The organism is Actinacidiphila acididurans (assembly GCF_016918855.1).
Lineage (GTDB): Bacteria > Actinomycetota > Actinomycetes > Streptomycetales > Streptomycetaceae > Actinacidiphila > Actinacidiphila acididurans.
Genome location: NZ_JADKYB010000001.1, coordinates 210,709 through 228,783, shown reverse-complemented (window position 1 = coordinate 228,783; position 18,075 = coordinate 210,709). Strand labels below are relative to the sequence as shown.

The following is an 18,075-nucleotide window of genomic DNA, read 5'->3' as shown; positions in this document are numbered from 1 at the left end:
GTGCTAGGGTGGCCAGCGTTTCTGGACAACCCACGGGAAGGACTGCCCATGAGTGGCGCCGCGCCGGACCTGCCCGCGCTCCAGCGCGCCCAGTCCCTTGCAGATCAGGCCTACCAGGCCATCCGCGAGGGCATCGCGACCGGCACCTTCGCGGCCGGCGAGCGGGTGACCGAACGCGGCCTGGCCGCGCGCCTGCACGTGAGTCCCACTCCGGTGCGCGAGGCGCTGCGCCGGCTCGAACAGGACGGTCTGATCGAGCGGGTCTCCGCCCGCGAGCTGCGCGTCGTCGAGCACTCGCCGGAGTCACTGCACGAACTGCTGCTCACCGGCGCCGCGTTGCGCGCGCTCGAAGCGCGGTTCGCCACCTCGAAACTCGACGAGGCCGCTCTCGACCGGATGGCGGCGATCGTCGACGAACTCGGCGCCGACCCCGTGCGCACCATCGCGGAATACCTGCGCCTCGCCCGGGAGTTCGACCGCGAGATCGAGCAGGCCGCGGGCAATCCCACGCTGCGCGGGCTGATCCAGTCCGTCACGTTCATGGGCCAGGAGCGCCGCATGCGGTCCATCGAGAACATGCGCTTCCACCCCGACGTCGCGGCCCACCGCATCCAGGGACACCGCGACATCCTCGCGGCACTGCGCAGCCGCGACCCCGACACGGTCGAACGGATCTTCCGCCACCACGCGGTCGCCGGCGTCGACCTGCTGCTCACCGACCTCGACCCGACGCAGGACGCCGACCGGAGCCAAGGCCGCATCACCGGGTGATCCCGGGGCCGCTCACCCGGTGTGTCTCGATGGCGCCGTTCCCGACGATTGGCGTCCCCGGGGCCCCGCCCGGGCCCGCCGGGCGCAGGCTGCGCACACCTCGAATCCGGCAGGACCGGCCTCGCCGCCCAGCCCCACTGGGCCTCGTCGACGGTGAAGGTGCAGGCACGGTAGGCCTCGGCAGCGCTGAGAGCACCCAGGCGCTGGGGCGGTCCGGGGCCGGTGGCGGCGGCGTAGCGCTACGCCGGGAGGCCTCAAGGTCTTTCCTCAAGCGTCGGGTACGTGCGGCCCGCACTTCGCGTACGGCGCTGACCTGTTTCTCGGTGGCGGAGGCGCCGTCCTTGCCGATGATCAGGCCCCCTTCCAGTGGCCATCTGCTCCGGGCTCCAGCGTTTGTCCAGGTGGTGCTGGACGTGGCGCAGTCGACGCAGCTCCCGCGCGTTGCTTACGGTCCGTCGGTCGGAAGGCGAGGGCGTCGACCCCGGCCGCCCTACGGGCCGTCGCCCGGCCCGCTTGACGCCAAGTCGAGAAACCTTGGTCGGCATGCAACGCCGAGACCATGCGCCTTCGTATAAGGGGAGTCCGGCCGGCCGGAACCGAAGCGAAAGGTGTGTATGTCTGTGAAGGGTGCTGTCGAGCGGGATCGTGAGTTCACCGAGTTCGTCGTAAGGCAGCGTGCCTCGCTCGTGCGTGTCGCGACGTTGCTGCTGGGTAATGATCGGGCCCAGGCGGAGGACGTGGTGCAGACGGCGTTGACGCGCCTGTACCTGCGATGGCCGAGGCTGCGTTCCGACAGTGTGGAGGCTTACGCCCGGCGCTGCGTGGTGAACGCGGTGACAGACGACCGGCGGAGTCTGTTCCGCCGTCGGGAACGGGTGTCCGACCAGCTGCCGGAGGTCGCGGCGGTCGACGCCCAGTACCGCGACGGGGCGCCGCTGATGGCGCTGCTGGCCAAGCTGCCCAAGCGAATGCGGGCCGCGGTCGTGCTGCGCTGCGTCGAAGGGCTCAGCACGGCCGAGGCCGCCGCGGCGATGGGCTGCAGTGAGGGCAACGTCAAGAGCCAGACCGCCCGCGGCCTGGAACGTCTGCGCGAGATGTACCCGAAGCACGCCCACGACTTCGTGTGACCGAGAAAGACCGAAGTATTGAGGAGAGAAGTCATGCGTGACATGGCAGAGATGCTGAGCGAACTGCGGGTTGCCGACGCTTCGGGGGCGGAGCCGATCGACCCGGCGGTCGTCGAGGCGGACGTCGCTCGCGGGCGACGGGCGCTGGTCGGCCGGCGGCGCAGGCTCGTGGGCTCCGGTGTGGTGGCAGTGGCCGCCACTGCCGTCATGGCGGTGACGGTTTCGATGGGAGGCCAGTCGGGCTCCGGGACGCAGTCCGAGGCCCGGTCCACGGCGGCGGGGCGGCAGTCGTCGGTGAGGGTGGAGCTGGCTTCGTACCACGGCGCCCAGCCGGCGGGCTTCGAGGTCCGTACCGTTCCGCAGGGCTGGAAGGTGGTCTCGTCCACGCCGTACGCCTTCCTGGCCGTCCCGCCCGGGACGGACACGAGCACCATCGTCGCCCGCGGAGCAGCCGCGCAGGGGGGTTTCGACCGCGGGATCGCCGTGACGCTGACGGGAGATGCGCAGTTCCCCGCGAACGAGCAGCCCGAGAAGGTGAACGTCGACGGGCGGACCGGAGAGCTGGGCGCCACGCAGGACAAGCGGGCCATGTGGCTGATGTGGTCCGACGCCGCCGGGCACCGGCTCCAGGTGCAGGTCCCGGACAAGCTCGGGCTGACGAAGCAGCAGATCGTCAACTTCGCGGACGGCGTCACCGCCACCGGCAAGGCGACCACGGGCAAGGGGTGATGCCGTTGCTGTGCCCCAGGGGCCCGGACACCGAGGCGTCCGCCGAAGACCGGAACGACGCTGCTCCCCGGAAGTGGCCGGGAGTGGGGCCGACAGCCCAGCGGCAATGACAGGTGGGCCGTGTGCCCAGTCGCGGGACGACTGGGCACACGGCCCGTTCGGCGGCGCCGGTGCGGCGCGGTGTGGGCCTTGCCGGCGGCGAGCGCGAACATCACCGCCGCTGTGACCACAGTCCCGCCGATGCCGGCGGCGAGTGGTGCGGACGGAAGCCGACCGCCCGTACCCAGGTGAACTGCAATGCCGGCCCTGTCCGAAGTGCGCTCCGCCGTGGGATGAAGGGCGAGTCTCGCCGCCGGCGGCTCTCGGCACCGGCGTCCTTGAAGCGGTAGTACGGCGCCGCCAGCTCCTCCAGCCAGAAGCCGGTCTTCTTGCCGGTGTTCCCGAGCTCCTCGTGTGAGGTGGGAACGGTGAGAACCTTCACGACTATCACTCCTTGGCAGACCGGTCGTCTGCACTTGGCGAAACAAATGATCATGCCCCGGTCACGGCGTGGATCCGCCGGTTCCTGCGCGCGCACGATCTCGCGGGTGACAGCGACTAAAGGTTCGGTCGAAGGTCGCGGACCGGGCTGACCGACTCCAGCAGTGATGCCAGGTGCAGCACGGTCGACTCGGCATGCCAGCTCGCGGCGAGCTGCACACCGATCGGCAGCCCATCCGTACTGGTCCCGAACCGCATCGACAAGGCCGGCAGGCCGGTCACGTTGAACGGCACCGTCGCGGTCTGGATGTGCGTGAACGGCACCGTCTGGCCGTTGATCACGAACTCCTCGGCCCCGTGCTCGTGCGCGGGGATCGGCAGTACGGGAAGCAGCAGCGCGTCGAACTGCGAGAAGTACGCGGAGAACCCGTCGCGCAGCCGCTCGATGCCCTGCTCGGCGGCCACGTAGTCCTCCATCGAGGTGTTCGGGGTGGCGAGCATCGACTTGGACATGCGGAACATCTGCTCCTCGCGGCCGGCCGTCGCCTCGGCCATCGCGGGCTTGAGCTCCATGATGTGCTGCAGGTTGAACAGCGCAAGCGGGTTGTCCCGCTCGAGTGCAGGGATGGTCACCTGCTCGATCTGCACACCGATGGCACGCAGCGCCTCGGCGGCCTTCTCGACAGTCTCGGCGATCTGGGGGTCGATCGGGCCGAGACCGGAATCGACCAGCCATCCGACGCGGAGCGCACGGCCGGGAGCAGAACCCACGCCGGTGTCGAACTCCTGCGGAACGGTGGCGAAACCGTCGAGCCCGTCCGGGCCGGTGAGCTGCGAGTACGCCAGCGCGACGTCGCGAACGGAGCGCGCCATCGGGCCGACATGCCAATCGCGGCGCGGGACCCGCGGCCAGACTCCCGTCATCGGGATACGCCCGTGGGTCGGCTTGAGCGCGACGATGCCGGTGTGCGCGGCCGGACCGCGCACCGAGATCGCCAGGTCGCTGCCGAGACCGAACGGAGCGATGCCCGCCGCGATGGCGGCCGACTCACCGCCGCTGGAGCCGCCCGGGGTACGGTCGAGGTTCCAGGGGTTGTTGCTGCGCCCGGTCACCAGGTTGTCCGACTCGGTCGAGTACGAAAACTCCGGCAGGTTCGACTTCGCCAGCAGGATGCCGCCGGCCTTCTTGATTCGGGCGACGCTGGTGGCGTCGGTTTCCGGGATGCGGCCTTTGAAGATGGGCGAGCCGCACTGTGTCAGCACGCCTGCCGTGTCGAACGAGTCCTTGACCGTGAACGGCACACCGTGCAGCGGCCCGACCGCCACACCGGCAGCCAGCGCCTCGTCCGCCGCCTTCGCCGCGTCCACGGCGCCGTCGGCGATCGTGACGATCGCGTTGATCTTCGGGTTGATCGCCGCGAGGCGGTCCAGGTGCGCCTGCACCACCTCGACCGACGACACCTGCTTCGTACGGATCAACTCCGCCAGCTCGGTCGCGTCGCGGTAGAAGAGTTTGTCAGCCATCAGATTCCTCCTATTGAGCTATTAGACCGGTCTACTCCTATAGCCGCCTGCGCCGATCCTTCCGGGACGGCCCTGGTCGGACTAGAGGTGAAGCATCTGGCGAGTCAGCGCCATCGCGCGGTCCAGGTGGCCGGGGTTACGGTTCACCTTGGCGAGTACGCTCACCCCCAGCCACGCTTCGTACCGAGAGTCGGCGGTGAGCCGTGGCGCCCCCTCGATGGACACGGAGCCGCCTTCGAGGCCGCCGTTGACCATCGTCTCGACGCGGTCGATGATGCCCGCGGTGCCGTCCTTCAGTACGGCCCGCATCGATTCCGACAGGTCACAGACCTCGGCGGCGGGCTTGACGACCAGACAGCGACCCTGGCAGTCGCTGATGAGCTGCTTGTCGTAGAACTCCTGCCAATAGGTCATGAGCCGTTCCGCATAGGTCCGGCCAGGCGCGGCGACGATCCGGTCCATGTTGGCCAGGTAATCGTCGAAGTAGCCCAGCATCATCGCCTCACCGAAGGCATCCTTCGAATCGAAGTAGGGGTAGAACGAGCCCTTCGGGACGCCGGCTGCGGTGAGCACCTCTGTGAGCCCCACAGCCGAGTACCCCTTCCGGGCCACCAGCTCCTGGGCGGTATCGAGTATCACCTGTCGCGTGTCCATCTCCTTGACCAGCACGATAGCTCGGATTAGACCAGTCGTCTAGTCGGCTGGCCGGTGAGGGGCACATCGTCATCGACAGATCACCCGCACGGATGATGCACGCACGGCGACCCGCCCGCGGCTACGAACGCTTCGTGCAGCGGTCCGAGAGCCGGCTCACCGCTCTCCCCGGCTGTCACCCGACGGCCGGACACCGCCATGGCAAGGTCCAGGAACGAGACGACCCGAAATGCCCGGGCCTGCGGAGCCGGCGCACCGGCCGCGTCACGCGCGGCCCACCTTCGTCGCGGTCGCCGACTGGGCAGCGGTCCGCGGTCGCGGGCGTGGCGAGCCGAGACGGATTGAGCGGGTGTCAGCGGACATAGCAAACTCCTCACTGGCGGTCCTTCCGCCTCCCCGCTGGCGGACAAGATCGCTCCCCACTCACGGACAGGGGATCTCCGCGCGGATGTTCTGGATCCGTAACGCAGAGTGGGTCTGGTGAAGAGCGATGAGGAGATCATGGAAATACTCGAGGCGTATGACCTCACGGGGAGTTACCGCAAGGCCGCCGAGCTGGCCGGCTGCGACCATCACACGGTGCGCCGGTATGTCCAGCTCCGCGGACACGTGGTCGACCCGACCGAGCCGGTGGCCCGGACCAAACTGATCGACGAGTTCCTGCCGAAGGTCGAGGAGCTCGTCGAGCGGTCGCACGGAAAGATCGGCGCGGACGCTGTTCACAAGAAGATCGAGGCCATGGGCTTCGGCGGGACTGACCGCACCACCCGGCGGGCAGTGGCCGCCGCCAAGGAGTCCTACCGATCCGGGCACCGGCGGGTCTACCGCCCGTGGATCCCGGAGCCCGGGATGTGGCTGCAGTGGGACTGGGGATGGGGACCGACGGTCGAGGGCCGCCAGACCCAGTTGTGGTGCGCCTGGCTGGCCTGGTCCCGCTTCCGGGTGGTGATCCCGGTGCTGGACAAGACCCTGCCGACGATCGCAGCCTGCCTGGACCAGACGTTCCGGCTGGTCGGCGGGGTGGCGACCTACTGCCTGACCGACAACGAGAAGACCGTCACGGTCAAGCACATCGCACGGATCGCGATCCGCAACCCCGAGATCGTGCCGATCGGCCGCTACTACGACACGGTCGTGCGCACATGCCTGCCCGCCGACCCCGAGTCCAAGGGCGGCTCCGAGGCCACCGTCCGCATCGCCAAGCGGGACCTGGTGCCGACCGCGGTGAACCTGCGCGAGGAATACCGCGACTTCCCGGCATTGCTGGCGGCCTGCGACGCGTTCATGGCCGAGGTCAACGGCCGGGTCCACCGGGAGACCCGGCGGGTCCCCGCCGAGATGCTCGCCGAGGAACGCCAGCGGCTGCATCCCGTGCCCCAGCACGCGTTCACCGCAGCCTTCGGGCAGAGCCGCCTGGTCGGCAAGGACGCCACGATCCAGGTCGACGCGGTCCGCTACTCGGTGCCACACGCCTTGATCGAGCAGAGTGTCTGGGTTCGCTTCCACGGCGATGACCTGATCGTCACCGCGATGATCGAGGGCCTGCCGGTCGAGGCCGCCCGACACACCCGCTCCACCCCGGGCAACCCGCGGATCGACGACGCCCACTACCCCGAGGGCGCCCGCGGCGAGCGGGTGCCGACGCCGACCACTGCGGCCGAGGCGGAGTTCCTGGCGCTTGGGCCAGGCGCGGCGTTGTGGCTGCAGGAAGCCGACGAGGCAGGAGTGCGGCGGGTGTCGGCGAAGATGACCGACGCGGTCGCGCTGGCGAAGCTGCACGGCATCGACGCGGTCGACCGGTCGTTGGGCACCGCCGCGACCGTCGAGCGGTTCGCCGACGGCGACCTGATGGCGATTGGCCCACCAGGTCGAGCACGACGATGCCGAGCCGACCAGGCCCGGCGAACAGCACAGCCTTCAACCGGGCACCTCGGCCTGGTCAGGATTCGGATCCTCCGGCTGAGGACCCCGACCAGCCCGACACGGCCACCTCTTCCTCGCGCAGCCCCCACGACGGGATGCCACCGGGCCCGGCCGGCACCTCCAAAGTGAAAGGTGCGTAGTCGTTGAGGCTGTCGCGCACCGTGAACCCGGCCGACCCGAGGATCGCGGTGATCGCCGCAAGCATCGCCTCCAGCACGACCTGTTGATGGGCGAGCGCCGGATCGTCCAGGAGGTTGTGTTTCACCGCCCGGAGCACACAGCTCTGCAGCCGCGGGCTGGACCTCCAGCCCACCGACACCCCGCCGGCGGCGTCGTCGAACGGGTCGACGGTGACCTCAACGCCTTGTGACAGCACCGGATTCAGCCCCGGCGCCACGACCGGCAAGCCGGCGGCCACCAGTTCGTCCCGCACCCGGGCCGCAATGCGCTCGCGCTCGGCCAGAACCTCAGCACCCACCTTCTCCAGCATCCCGGCACCCTAGCCGAGGGCTGTCCGCACCGATCAGGAAGACCCCCTGCCCATGAGCGACACCACCAGCACCCTGTCCGTCCCGCGTCCCCGGGCCCAAGCCCCGGCCTCCGCGGTCGCCGCGACCTCCGGCGCTGCCCTCGACGAGGCGATCGCGCTGACACGCAACCTGAAACTCCCGCACATCCGACGCGCCCTGACCGAGATCGTCCCGGTCGCCAAAGCACAGCGCTGGGACCCCGCCGAGGTCGTCCGGGCCCTGCTCGCCAAGGAAGCCGCCGGGCGCAATGCCTCCAACCTGCGCACCCGCCGCCAACACGCGGCGTTCCCCACCGGCAAGACCTTCCACATCTGGAACGAGGACGCCTCCTCCATTCCGGTCCCCACCCAGTCGGCGCTGCGGACCCTGGAGTGGGTCGGCCGCCGGGAGAACCTCTGCGTCGTCGGCCCGTCCGGGACCGGAAAATCGCACTTCTGCGAAGCTCTGGGACAGGCCGCCGTCGATGCCGGGATGAGCGTCACCTGGTTCACCATCGAGGACCTTGGGGCCCTGGTCCGGCGTCACCGCGTCGACGACTCCGTGTCCAAAGCCGTCGCCCGAATCACCCGCACCGACTTGATCATCGTGGATGATATCGGCCTCCTGCCGATCTCCCCGGATGCCGCAGAAGGCTTCTACCGCCTGGTCGATGCCGCCTCCGAACGCCGCAGTCCGGCCGTCAGCAGCAACCTTCACCCAGCCGGCTTCGACGAGATCATGCCCAAGACCCTCGCGACCGCGACCGTCGACCGGCTCCTTCACCACGCCCACGTCGCCGTCACCCAAGGTGACAGCCACCGCCTCAACGAGGCCACCACCGGTCGCGGTGTCGTCCCCCTGAACTGACCCCACCCACTGGGGAGAAACGCTGTCCACCCGAGGATCTTTGACGTCCACCAGCGGGGAGGCCAGATGTCCGCCAGCGGGGAGATCGAACTGTCCCTTGACAAGCGGGTAGAGATGACGAGCTGGGCTTTTCCGGTGAAGAACGCGCGCAGCCGATCACCTTGGCCGAGGCGGTGGACCCGGACGTCCTGGTTCGCGTCAGCAATGCCGTTGCACCATCCGAGCCGGACCGACCACCACACCGATCGTGTCCGTCAAAGCAGAACAAGCTCGGAGGAGCTCATCGTGGCGAGAGCCCGGCCCTTGTTCGAGCCGCTCGAGCTGCACCGCACAGTGATCCGGTCACGCCAGGCCACCGCCGCGGCGACACCGGAGACGGTTGAAGGGGCACGCTGACCGCAAAGCCGCGGCCTGCGGCGTCGGCACGAAACCGGCGGGTGATCCAGCACGGATCCAGCAAGCGCCGACGATGCTCAGGCCGACACCGCACGGCTCAGCCGCTCACCACGCCGAGCAGCAGACGTACGGTCTCCGCCATCGCCTCCCGGCCGCGGGCGAGGTAGGGGCGGGGGTCGGTGAGATCGGGGTTCGCCGCCAGGGTCTCGCGGACCGCGCGGGTGAAGGCGATGTTGAGGGCGGTCCCGATGTTGATCTTGACTATGCCCGCCCGGACGGCTCGGCGCAGTTCTTCGTCGCCGACGCCCGACGAACCGTGCAGGACCAGTGGAACCGGGACGGCCTCTCGAAGTCGTTCGATCAGCTCGTGGTCCAGGGAGGCCGAGCGATCGGTCATCGCGTGGCTGCTGCCGACGGCGACGGCCAAGGCGTCCACGCCGGTATCCGCGACATAGCTCGCCGCCTCCCGCGGATCGGTGCGCACTCCGGCCGCGTGAGCGCTCGCTGGGGCGTCGGGTTTGCCGCCCACATAGCCGAGTTCGGCCTCCAGCCACACCCCGGCGCCATGGGCCCACTCCACCGCGGCACGGGTGGCCGCAAGGTTGTCCGCGTACGGCTGGGCACCGGCGTCGAACATGGCGGACGAGAAGCCGGCGTCCGCCGCCGTACGCAGCAGCCGCATGTCCGTCACATGGTCCAGGTGCAACGCGACGTCGATATCGCAGGCCCGGGCTACCTCGGCCGCGGCCCGCGCGATCGGCGCGACCCGCCCGCCGTGGAACCGCACGGCGTTCTCGCTGATCTGCAGGATCACCGGGCTGCCCGCTGCCGACGCACCGGCGGTGATCGCCTCTGCGTGCTCCAGCGTGATCACGTTGAAGGCGGCGACGGCCCGGCCGGCAGCGGCGGCTTTCGAGACGAGTTCACGCGTCGGAACCAGGGGCATGGGGACAATCCCTCGCTTTCATATCGCTTTGACGGTCGCTCCGGTCGCTCCGGTCCGTCCGGTCGACCCGGCCGGTCAGGTCCCTCCGGTGCGCAGGACGCCCGGCGCGGCTGCCCGGGGCTGCCGGTACGGATGGCGTGTCCCATCCGTACCGGCCGGAACACCCGAGCGGCGATCAGCTCTTCTGCGTGACCGGAGCCAGGTCCTCGGAGCCGTCCAGCACGCCCGGGGCCACGGAATCCTCGCCGCCCTTCTCGTCGCTGTAGACCATCAAGGTCGAGCCGCCGAGAGCGAGCACGATGCCGATGGAGCCCCACACGCTGGGCAGCGTCTGATAGACCGCCAGGGACAGGACAATGGTCAGCACCGGAGCCAGGGCGTTGGTGATCGGCGCCACCACCGAGGCCTTGCCCCGGCTGAAGGCCATGACCAGGAACAGCGCGCCGATCGCGTTGAGGACCTGGGTCACGGCGGTGAGCGTCGGTGCCTGCCAGGGATAGTGGGTCGGGAACGCGCCCATCATCGCGAAGGCCACCGGAACCAGCAGCAGGCCGCTGATGGTCATCCAGCCGAAGGTCGTCGCGTCGTTGACGCCGACGAGTGCCGCCTTGCGCATGCAGAACGCCTGCACACCCCAGGCGATGCAGATCCCGATCGCCATCAGCAGCCAGGGGCCGTGCGCGTGCGAGCCGCCCCCGCCACCGGGAATGCTGAGCAGCACGATCGCCACCAGCGCCAGGACCACGCCCACGACCGCGAGCCGGGTGATCCGCTCACGCAGCAGCACCATCGCCATGAGGACGGTGATCACCGGGGAGAGCGACACCAGCGGGAAGACCAGGTACGCCGGGCCGTCGGCGAGCGCCCGGAACAGCAGCAACTGCCCGCCGGCGCCGGTCAGTCCCGCGATCAGCCCGTAGACGGCGGCGACCGGCCGCCGGTCGAACGTGTTGCCGCGCATGGCGAAGTACGCGGGAATGAGCATCGTGAAGGCCCAGATGATGTAGATCATCTCGTTGGGGTAGCCGTACTTGCTGTTCGGCTCGTTGGAGAAGGCGCCCCACACACCCCAGAACAGGACCAGCAGCGACGCGTACAGGATCCAGCTTCTTTTGCCGTAGTTCATCGGCCGTCCTCTCCAGAGGCAGGGGGACCCGAGACCTGGCGCAGCGCGTCGAGCGCGGGTCGGAGGAGCGGGGTTCCGGCGAGTTTCGCCGCGTACAGAGCGGCACCTACGACCGGCTCGTACAGGGGGTGACGCAGTTCATAGCTGGTGAAACGATTCTTCAGCCCGGCGGTGAACGCCTCCAGGACCTCGCCGGCTCCGAACGTGCCGCCGGAGTACGAGACCGGCACCGTCTCGCCCGGGCCGAACTCCAGCCGCTCACGTGTGACTTCGACGAGCCGGGCGAGTTCGTGACCGGCCTCGGTGAGGATCGCTGCGGCGACCTCGTCGCCGAGGCCGGCCGCCTCGGCCACCGAACGGCTGAGCGCGGCGATCCGGCCTCGGTCCGCCTGCCACCGGTTGTGGACGACGTCGATCACGTCGAGGTCGGACGCGAGCTCCAGGTGGCGCCGGAACACCCCGCTCAAGGGGCCCTCGGGCAGCCGGCCGTCGCTCATCCGGGAGAAGGCGTTGAGGCCGCGGATCGCGATCCAGTACGCCGATCCCTCGTCGCCGAATATCTCGCCCCAGCCGCCGATGCGCACGCCCCTGCCCTGCCGCTCGCCGTACGTCATCGAGCCGGTGCCACTGATGACGTTGATGCCGTCGACCGCACCCAGCGAACCCGCCCAGCCGCAGACCATGTCGTTGTCGCACGCGTAGCGGTCGTGCCCGAGCACCGCTCGCGGTGCCGCGTTCAGGACCGGCAGGTCGCCGGCCGCCTCTCCGTAACCGGGCAGACCGAAGAAGGCGTACTCGATATCGGCCGGTGCCAGCCCGGCCGCCGCGCAGACCGCGGTCACGCCCTCCTTCAGCACACGCTCGACAAGGTCGATACCTTGCGAGAAGTAGTACGAGCTTGCCGCCTGCGCTCGCGCCACCACGCGCCCGGACCGGTCGACCAGGCAGAACGCGGTCTTCGTCCCCCCGCCGTCGACGCCTAGGAACATCGTTGTACCTCCGTCCGGCGCCTTCGATCCGCGCCGTTGATCTGTCTGGTCAGTTCTGCAGGGAGTGCAGGATCACGCCCTGCACCACGCGATTCACCTCACCGGAGGGGAACGGGTTGTCGGGCCGCATGCCCCGGGCCAGGGAGGCACGCAGGGCGATGAGCTGGGCGTACACCACGGCGGACAGTGCCAGAGCGACGTCCTCGACGCCGTCGAGGCCGGGAAGCAGCCAGGCGCCGTCGCCGCTGCCCTCCGTGCCCTCGCCAGAGTCGGCGGAGACTGTCACGACGCTGCCGGGGGAAAGAGTCGCGCGCAGTTCCGCGGCGATGTCCTGGTCGTACTGGCAGGTGTACGGATCGTTGGATATGTACACGACTGCGACGGTACGTTCGTTGAGCACCGCCTTGGGACCGTGCCGGAAGCCCAGCGAGGACTCCGCGACGGCCATGAGTGTCCCGCCCGTGAGCTCGAGCACCTTCAGCGCCGACTCCTCGGCGAGTCCCTTCAGCGGCCCGCTGCCCAGGAAGACGATGCGCTCGGGGGCGCGGTCCACGAGGGTGCCCACGGTGCGGTCGACGGCGCCGTCCTCGATGATCGACTCGACCGCCCGCGCCAGGCGTTCGGCGACCCCGGCGTACGCGTCGCCGCCCAGCGCGAGCAGCGCCGCCAGCGTCATGCACGTGAAGCTCGATGTCATGGCGAAGCCGCGGTCGTTGGACCCGGCCGGCATCAGCAGCACGTGGGAATGCGGCCGCTCGGCGTGATCGCGCGCCAGCCTGCCCTGCTCGTTGCAGGTGATCACGAGGTGGTGCACCTCGGAAAGTAGCTGCTCGGCCAGGGTGGTGGCCGCCACGGACTCCGGGCTGTCACCCGACCTCGCGAAGGAGACCAGCAGCGTGGGCACGTCCTGGGCGAGGTGACCGCGGGGGTCGGCCACCAGGTCCGTGGTGGCGATCGCGTCGACGCGCCGTCCCAGGCGCCGGGCCAGCGCCGGCTGGAGCACCTGGCCGGCGAATGCGGAGGTGCCGGCGCCTGTGAGCACCACGCGCAGGTCACCGCGGGCCAGGAGCGGACGCAGAAAGGCGTCCAGCGATTCCCGGGAGGCCGCGACGATCCGGTCGACCTCCCGCCACAGAGCGGGCTGCTGGGCGATCTCGCGGACGGTGTCGGCAGCGCCGTCGTCGACGGGCAGCGTGCCGGAGGGCGTGGTCACACGTACTCCTTCTGATTCGGGTCGGAGGCGCGGTCGTAGTCGCGCAGAATGTCGCGGACGTGGTCCATGGCCAGGTCGCGCGGCCGGGCGGCGAGTTCGCCGCGGCGGACGCGGGCGTACTGGAGCGGAAGGTGGGCGCTGAGCAGCGGCAGCGGGATGTCCACGGCCGACAGGTTCCGCAGCAGGCGGTCCTGGGCCGCTTCGATCTCGGGGTCGGGCCAGTAGTAACGCAGCCGGTCGCTGTAGCTGTAGCGGCGGGCCAGGCGCTGTTCGTCGGCACTGCCCGGGTAGTAACCCTCCCACTTGGCCGGCTCGGCGAGCATCCGCCACTCGACGACCTCGGGGAGTCGCGACCGCTCGGCGGCCGGCACCAGCTCGTCCTCGATCGCGGCGAGGGCGAACAACGCCTCGCGCAGGGCGAAGGTCAGCCCCGGGCCGACCTTGAGGACCGCCCAGTGGTCCTCGACCAGCGCGGTGAGCGCCTCGGCGGTCTGGTAATCGGTCGAGTGTGCCTCGTAGACCATGGTGGGCTCGTCGTCCAGAACCTTGCGCAGGTCTTCGGTCAACTCCCGCCGGTAGTCGACGACCTGCAGGTGGTCGAACTCCACGGCCGGCTGGACCACCAGTGCCATGACGCGCGGCCAGACCCCGTCGACGCCGTGTTCGGCGAATGCCTTCCGGTGCTTCTCCAGGGTCGTGCGGGCCGCCTCGTGCCCGGTCGGGAGGAGAGCGCCGAGCGTCTCGTGCGCGCCACCGGGCGTGGGGACCTCGGTGCCGATCACGTACCGGATCCGCTCGGCGCGCTCGGGGCCCACCGTGTCCTCGACCGCCCGGATCAGCCGCGCTGCGCGGGCGGCGACTATGTCGTCGGTCAGCGGTACGGGGTCGCCGGCGCAGGGGAAGCTGCAGTCCATGTGGATCTTGGTGAAGCCCGCCTCCGCATAGGCGGTGACAAGGTCGGTTGCCTGCTCCATCGCCTCCTCGGGCGAGAAGGACTGCCACCGGTTCGGGCCGAGATGGTCGCCACCGAGGATCACCCGGTCCAGTGGCAGACCACATGCGGCCGCGATGCGGTACACGAGGTCACGGAAGTCCGCGGGCCGCATGCCCGTGTAACCGCCGTACTGGTCGACCTGGTTGGAGGTCGCCTCCACCAGTACGTGACTGCCGGTCTCGCGTGCCTGCTGTACTGCCGCCTCGATGACCAGCGGATGGGCCGAACAAACGGAGGTGATGCCCTGCGGGCGTCCGGCTTTCTGGCGCCGGACCACCTCGTCCAACGGGCTCTGCATTGTCAACCCCTTGCTGTCGTGCATTTTGAGCCCAATTGCCGTATTGGCCCGGAGCTCGCTTGGAACGCTAACTGGTCTTATTGGTGGCCGTCAATAGTCGCCTTCTGGTATGCTTCTGGTATGCCTGCTTCGGAAACCACGCCTTCCCGCCTCCCCCAGAGCCTGCTGACCGACGACGCGTTGCCGCTGTATGCCCAGGTGGCGGCCCGTCTGTGGGCCGATGTCTCGGCCGACGGCGCCCGGGGCGGAGACCGGCTGCCCTCGGAGCGGGCGCTGGCCACGCGGTACAAGGTGTCGCGCGTCACCATGCGCGCGGCGCTCACCGATCTGGCCGCCCGGGGCATGGTCGAGTCGGCCGCGGCCCGCGGCTGGTTCGTGGCGCAGTCCGCCACCTTCCCGGAGAAGCAGAAGAGCGGCGCCCCGGACGTTCCCGGCACCGGCACCGGCGCGCACACCGTCGAGGGCTTCGCCGACTACGCTGCCAAGCACGGGCTCGCCACCCGTGCCCGGGTGCTGTACTCCGCGGTCCGGCCCGCGACCGTCGCCGAGGCCGAGACACTGCGCGTCGGGCCCGGCGCCGCCATATTCGAGATGCGGCGGCTACGGTTCCTCGATGGCCAAGTGGTCGTCCTCGAGCACAACCGGCTGCCGCTTGCGCTGTGCCCCGTCCTGGCGGAGACCGACTTCACCGAGGCGTCACTCTTCGCGACGCTGCGCAGCGCCGAACCGCCGCAGAATCCCCAGGTCGCGGACTACTCGGTGGAGGCCAGGCAGCCGGACGACACCGAACGCGAGCTCTTGGAGATCACCGACGCCACACCGGTACTCGTCGCCTATCAGCTCGCCTACAACCAGCACGGCCGCCCCCTCGAACTGACCCTGGCCGCCTACCGCGGCGACCGCTACCACTTCCGGGCCTCCATCACGTCCTGAGTCGACGTCGTTCACCGAGCGTCCATATCGGCGGTGTCGGCCACGGCCCCACCCGCTCCGGCGCGACCCGGCGCCACCCGGCCGGGTCGATGCGTCGTCATTGGACATCCCGGGCGCGGGTAGGCGTGGTCAGGGCGGGTACTGAGGGCCGCCGGAGCGAAGAGAGAGCAGGCGCATGGATCTTGGCAAGTGGCTGCTGACCCCCGGTGAGCGCGGTAATCCGGCGACCCGGCTTGACGAGCGTCGTGGTGACGGGCTGGCCTGGTCCACCGGCAACGAGGTGCGTCCGCTGGTGCACGGGGCGGAGTACTTCGGCGAACTGCTCGCGGCGATCCGGGGGCAGCGGGCCGGCGACCTGCTGCTGTTCACCGACTGGCGCGGTGACCCCGACGAACCGCTCGGCGGCCCCGGGACGGAGATCGGGACGGTGCTGTGCGACGCGGCCCGGCGCGGTGTGGTGGTCAAGGGGCTGGTGTGGCGCTCCCACTGGGACCGGCTGTCGTTCAGCGAGCGGGAGAACGCGCACCTCGGTGAGGAGATCGAGGACGCCGGCGGGGAGTGCCTGCTGGACATGCGGGTGCGCGCGGGCGGTTCGCACCATCAGAAGTTCGTTGTTCTGCGTCACCCGGGCCGGCCGGAGCGGGACGTCGCCTTCGTCGGCGGGATCGACCTGTGCCACAGCCGCCACGACGACGCCCGTCACGGCGGCGATCCCAAGGCGCAGCCCTTCGCGGCCGCCTACGGGCCCACCCCACCCTGGCACGACCTGCAGATCGCGGTGCGCGGACCAGCCGTAGGCGACGTGGAGGCGACCTTCCGCGAGCGGTGGCAGGACCCCTCCCCGCTCAGCCGGAGCCTGCCCGGGCGGCTGCGCCAGGTCGCCCGGCGCCAGGACACCCGCGCCGACCCCCTGCCCGGACAACTCCCCGACCCGCAACCGCGCGGCAGGTCGGCAGTGCAGGTGCTGCGCACATACCCGCGGCTGCGTCACGGCTACCCCTTCGCGCCGGAGGGCGAACGCAGCATCGCCCGCGCCTACGGCAAAGCCCTGGCCAGGGCACGGTCGTTGATCTACCTGGAAGACCAGTACCTGTGGAACGAGGAGGTCTGCGCCGGCTTCGCACGAGCACTGGCCGACCACCAGGACCTCAGGATGATCGCGGTGGTCCCGCCCGTTCCCGACCAGGACGGCAGGCTCTCACAGCCGCTCAACGAGATCGGCCGGATCCGCGCGGTGGAAATGCTCCGACGCGCGGGCGGCGACCGGTTCGCGCTCTACAGCGCGGAGAATCACGCCGGCACACCGGTCTACGTGCACGCGAAGGTGTGTGTCATCGACGACGTGTGGGCCGCCGTCGGTTCCGACAACTTCAACCTGCGCTCCTGGACCCATGACTCCGAACTGGCCTGCGCGGTCGTCGACGACACCCTCGACCCGCGCGAGCCGCGTGACCCCGGCGGCCTGGGCGACGGCGCCCGCGCCTACGCCCGCGAGCTGAGACTGCGCCTGGCCCGCGAGCACCTGGACCGTTCCGGCGAGGCAGGCGACGACGACCTGTGCGCGCCCCGGACCGCCTTCGACGCCTTCGCCCGGTCCGCCGCGGCCCTGGATGCCTGGCACCGCGGCGGCCGTCGCGGTCCCCGCCCGCCGGGCAGGCTGCGGCCCTGCGCGCCCCCTGAGATGTCCCCCGTCGTCGCCGCTGTCATGGGCGTCGGCGCCCGCATCCTGGCCGACCCTGACGGCCGACCCCGCGCGATGCGCCGCGCCGGGACCTTCTGAGCCCGGGGTTCGACCTCGTCCGTCACCTGGCTCCTCACCCTGACTCTTGCGGCCAAGCACCGTTCGTCGGTGCCGAAGATGGCCGCCAAACACAAGGCCCGAATCGACACCCCCAACGGGCCCCGAGTCTGTTTCGAGGCCCGCATCGAACGGAAGAACAGGAAACCACTGGTGGCACGGTTCGGTGGAATTCCTCTCCAACGGCAGCGGACGGCACGGATCGCCGACCGCGAGCCGGCAAGGGTGGACTATCCGCAAAAGGAACTCATCGCAAGACTCCTGGCGGATACCTGCGAAATCTGCGGAAGCAAAGGCAATGTGCAAGTGCACCATGTCCGAGCCCTCGCCGACCTCGCACATGCCGGACGGCAGCCTTCCGACTGGGCGCGCGTCATGCTCCACCGACGCCGCAAAACCGTCGTGGCCTGCGACACCTGCCACGACCGCATCCACTCAGAACGGCCGGCCAGACCACTCACGCAGTAGTCACGGGAGAGCCGGATGACCGGGAAACCGTCATGTCCGGTTCGGCGGGAGGCCGCGCGGAACAGGACCCGCTTGCACGGCAGGCACCTCACCGCGCGGCCGACCCAACGGCCTGGCTCGCCGGCTGCCGAGGACTCCACCGCCGCTACGAACGCAAAGCCGACCACTTCCTCGCCTTCGCCAGCATCGCCTGCACTCTCATCTGCTACCGCCGACTCACCAAATGAGATGACTTGTAAGCCGCCCCGGACGCCAACGCACTTTCGGGACTCTCACGCGAAGGACCTACGGCGTACAGGCGTTCCGGAACCCCCGACGGTGAGGCGCGGA

At 69.9% G+C, this 18,075-nt stretch carries 16 protein-coding genes and 2 pseudogenes; 9 read left to right on the top strand and 9 right to left on the bottom strand.

Annotation, left to right across the window (positions count from 1 at the left end):
* Positions 1 to 48 precede the first annotated feature (48 nt).
* The 3 genes from ITX44_RS00960 to ITX44_RS00950 all read left to right on the top strand — a co-directional run bounded on the left by ITX44_RS00960 (position 49) and on the right by ITX44_RS00950 (position 2,627).
* Positions 49 to 771, top strand: coding sequence for a GntR family transcriptional regulator (locus ITX44_RS00960; protein WP_205355000.1), 723 nt, complete (start codon positions 49 to 51; stop codon positions 769 to 771).
* 620 nt (positions 772 to 1,391) lie between these two features.
* Entirely contained in the window at positions 1,392 to 1,898 is a 507-nt protein-coding gene (locus ITX44_RS00955) for a sigma-70 family RNA polymerase sigma factor (protein ID WP_205354999.1), read from the top strand.
* Positions 1,899 to 1,931: 33 nt separating this feature from the next.
* A complete protein-coding gene (locus ITX44_RS00950; RefSeq protein ID WP_205354998.1) occupies positions 1,932 to 2,627 on the top strand; it encodes a hypothetical protein in 696 nt (231 codons plus the stop codon).
* Between the two features lie 211 nt (positions 2,628 to 2,838).
* Here the strand turns inward: ITX44_RS00950 and ITX44_RS43190 are convergent, their stop codons facing one another.
* The 3 genes from ITX44_RS43190 to ITX44_RS00935 all read right to left on the bottom strand — a co-directional run bounded on the left by ITX44_RS43190 (position 2,839) and on the right by ITX44_RS00935 (position 5,300).
* The gene (locus ITX44_RS43190; protein WP_236059667.1) at positions 2,839 to 3,108 is read right to left on the bottom strand and encodes a hypothetical protein; all 270 of its coding nucleotides are present in this window, start codon (positions 3,106 to 3,108) and stop codon (positions 2,839 to 2,841) included.
* Between the two features lie 116 nt (positions 3,109 to 3,224).
* Positions 3,225 to 4,631, bottom strand: coding sequence for an amidase (locus tag ITX44_RS00940; protein ID WP_205354997.1), 1,407 nt, complete (start codon positions 4,629 to 4,631; stop codon positions 3,225 to 3,227).
* Positions 4,632 to 4,712: 81 nt separating this feature from the next.
* Positions 4,713 to 5,300 carry a TetR/AcrR family transcriptional regulator gene (locus ITX44_RS00935; RefSeq protein WP_205354996.1) on the bottom strand — a complete coding sequence of 196 codons (588 nt, stop codon included), beginning with the start codon at positions 5,298 to 5,300 and terminating at the stop codon, positions 4,713 to 4,715.
* A 465-nt stretch (positions 5,301 to 5,765) separates the two neighbouring features.
* On the opposite strand from ITX44_RS00935, the pseudogene ITX44_RS00930 reads away from it, so the two are divergent.
* Positions 5,766 to 7,248 (top strand): annotated as a pseudogene (locus ITX44_RS00930) (IS21/IS408/IS1162 family transposase).
* Here ITX44_RS00930 and ITX44_RS00925 read toward each other — a convergent pair.
* Positions 7,225 to 7,698, bottom strand: a complete 474-nt coding sequence (locus ITX44_RS00925) for a hypothetical protein (protein WP_205354995.1) — start codon at positions 7,696 to 7,698, stop codon at positions 7,225 to 7,227. The pseudogene ITX44_RS00930 and the gene ITX44_RS00925 overlap by 24 nt on opposite strands.
* 52 nt (positions 7,699 to 7,750) lie before the next feature.
* Here ITX44_RS00925 and istB point away from each other — a divergent pair, with 52 nt between their 5' ends.
* On the top strand, positions 7,751 to 8,584 hold the full coding sequence (istB, locus tag ITX44_RS00920) for an IS21-like element helper ATPase IstB (protein WP_205354994.1): 834 nt from the start codon (positions 7,751 to 7,753) through the stop codon (positions 8,582 to 8,584).
* 493 nt (positions 8,585 to 9,077) lie between these two features.
* On the opposite strand, the gene ITX44_RS00915 is transcribed toward istB, so the two are convergent.
* From ITX44_RS00915 to ITX44_RS00895, 5 genes are all read right to left on the bottom strand, one after another.
* A complete protein-coding gene (locus tag ITX44_RS00915) occupies positions 9,078 to 9,926 on the bottom strand; it encodes a class II fructose-bisphosphate aldolase (protein ID WP_205354993.1) in 849 nt (282 codons plus the stop codon).
* Positions 9,927 to 10,101: 175 nt separating this feature from the next.
* The gene (locus ITX44_RS00910) at positions 10,102 to 11,052 is read right to left on the bottom strand and encodes a DMT family transporter (protein ID WP_205354992.1); all 951 of its coding nucleotides are present in this window, start codon (positions 11,050 to 11,052) and stop codon (positions 10,102 to 10,104) included.
* Positions 11,049 to 12,041 carry an N-acetylglucosamine kinase gene (locus ITX44_RS00905; protein ID WP_205354991.1) on the bottom strand — a complete coding sequence of 331 codons (993 nt, stop codon included), beginning with the start codon at positions 12,039 to 12,041 and terminating at the stop codon, positions 11,049 to 11,051. Before ITX44_RS00905 ends, ITX44_RS00910 begins: the two co-directional genes overlap by 4 nt.
* 49 nt (positions 12,042 to 12,090) lie before the next feature.
* Positions 12,091 to 13,254: an SIS domain-containing protein gene (locus tag ITX44_RS00900; protein WP_205354990.1), complete on the bottom strand. Its 1,164-nt coding sequence runs from the start codon at positions 13,252 to 13,254 to the stop codon at positions 12,091 to 12,093.
* A complete protein-coding gene (locus ITX44_RS00895) occupies positions 13,251 to 14,546 on the bottom strand; it encodes a D-tagatose-bisphosphate aldolase, class II, non-catalytic subunit (protein ID WP_205354989.1) in 1,296 nt (431 codons plus the stop codon). The genes ITX44_RS00900 and ITX44_RS00895 overlap by 4 nt, the downstream gene beginning before the upstream one ends.
* Positions 14,547 to 14,666: 120 nt before the next feature.
* Here ITX44_RS00895 and ITX44_RS00890 point away from each other — a divergent pair, with 120 nt between their 5' ends.
* The 4 genes and pseudogenes from ITX44_RS00890 to ITX44_RS00875 all read left to right on the top strand — a co-directional run.
* Positions 14,667 to 15,479, top strand: coding sequence for a GntR family transcriptional regulator (locus ITX44_RS00890; RefSeq protein ID WP_205354988.1), 813 nt, complete (start codon positions 14,667 to 14,669; stop codon positions 15,477 to 15,479).
* Positions 15,480 to 15,654: 175 nt separating this feature from the next.
* Positions 15,655 to 17,259 (top strand): phospholipase D family protein, encoded by a 1,605-nt coding sequence (locus tag ITX44_RS00885; protein WP_205354987.1) that lies wholly within the window; start codon positions 15,655 to 15,657, stop codon positions 17,257 to 17,259.
* Between the two features lie 78 nt (positions 17,260 to 17,337).
* On the top strand, positions 17,338 to 17,745 hold the full coding sequence (locus ITX44_RS00880; RefSeq protein WP_372440820.1) for an HNH endonuclease: 408 nt from the start codon (positions 17,338 to 17,340) through the stop codon (positions 17,743 to 17,745).
* A gap of 110 nt (positions 17,746 to 17,855) precedes the next feature.
* Positions 17,856 to 17,972, top strand: a pseudogene (locus ITX44_RS00875) (IS5/IS1182 family transposase); the annotation flags it as partial.
* Positions 17,973 to 18,075 lie beyond the last annotated feature (103 nt).

What these genes read in the sequence shown, in the direction of transcription:
- ITX44_RS00960 (WP_205355000.1), top strand. Translation starts at nt 49, where the DNA reads ATGAGTGGCGCCGCGCCGGACCTGCCCGCGCTCCAGCGCGCCCAGTCC.
- ITX44_RS00950 (WP_205354998.1), top strand. Translation starts at nt 1,932, where the DNA reads ATGCGTGACATGGCAGAGATGCTGAGCGAACTGCGGGTTGCCGACGCT.
- ITX44_RS00940 (WP_205354997.1), bottom strand. Translation starts at nt 4,631, where the DNA reads ATGGCTGACAAACTCTTCTACCGCGACGCGACCGAGCTGGCGGAGTTG.
- ITX44_RS00925 (WP_205354995.1), bottom strand. Translation starts at nt 7,698, where the DNA reads ATGCTGGAGAAGGTGGGTGCTGAGGTTCTGGCCGAGCGCGAGCGCATT.
- istB (WP_205354994.1), top strand. Translation starts at nt 7,751, where the DNA reads ATGAGCGACACCACCAGCACCCTGTCCGTCCCGCGTCCCCGGGCCCAA.
- ITX44_RS00915 (WP_205354993.1), bottom strand. Translation starts at nt 9,926, where the DNA reads ATGCCCCTGGTTCCGACGCGTGAACTCGTCTCGAAAGCCGCCGCTGCC.
- ITX44_RS00910 (WP_205354992.1), bottom strand. Translation starts at nt 11,052, where the DNA reads ATGAACTACGGCAAAAGAAGCTGGATCCTGTACGCGTCGCTGCTGGTC.
- ITX44_RS00905 (WP_205354991.1), bottom strand. Translation starts at nt 12,041, where the DNA reads ATGTTCCTAGGCGTCGACGGCGGGGGGACGAAGACCGCGTTCTGCCTG.
- ITX44_RS00895 (WP_205354989.1), bottom strand. Translation starts at nt 14,546, where the DNA reads ATGCAGAGCCCGTTGGACGAGGTGGTCCGGCGCCAGAAAGCCGGACGC.
- ITX44_RS00890 (WP_205354988.1), top strand. Translation starts at nt 14,667, where the DNA reads ATGCCTGCTTCGGAAACCACGCCTTCCCGCCTCCCCCAGAGCCTGCTG.
- ITX44_RS00885 (WP_205354987.1), top strand. Translation starts at nt 15,655, where the DNA reads ATGGATCTTGGCAAGTGGCTGCTGACCCCCGGTGAGCGCGGTAATCCG.
- ITX44_RS00880 (WP_372440820.1), top strand. Translation starts at nt 17,338, where the DNA reads ATGGCCGCCAAACACAAGGCCCGAATCGACACCCCCAACGGGCCCCGA.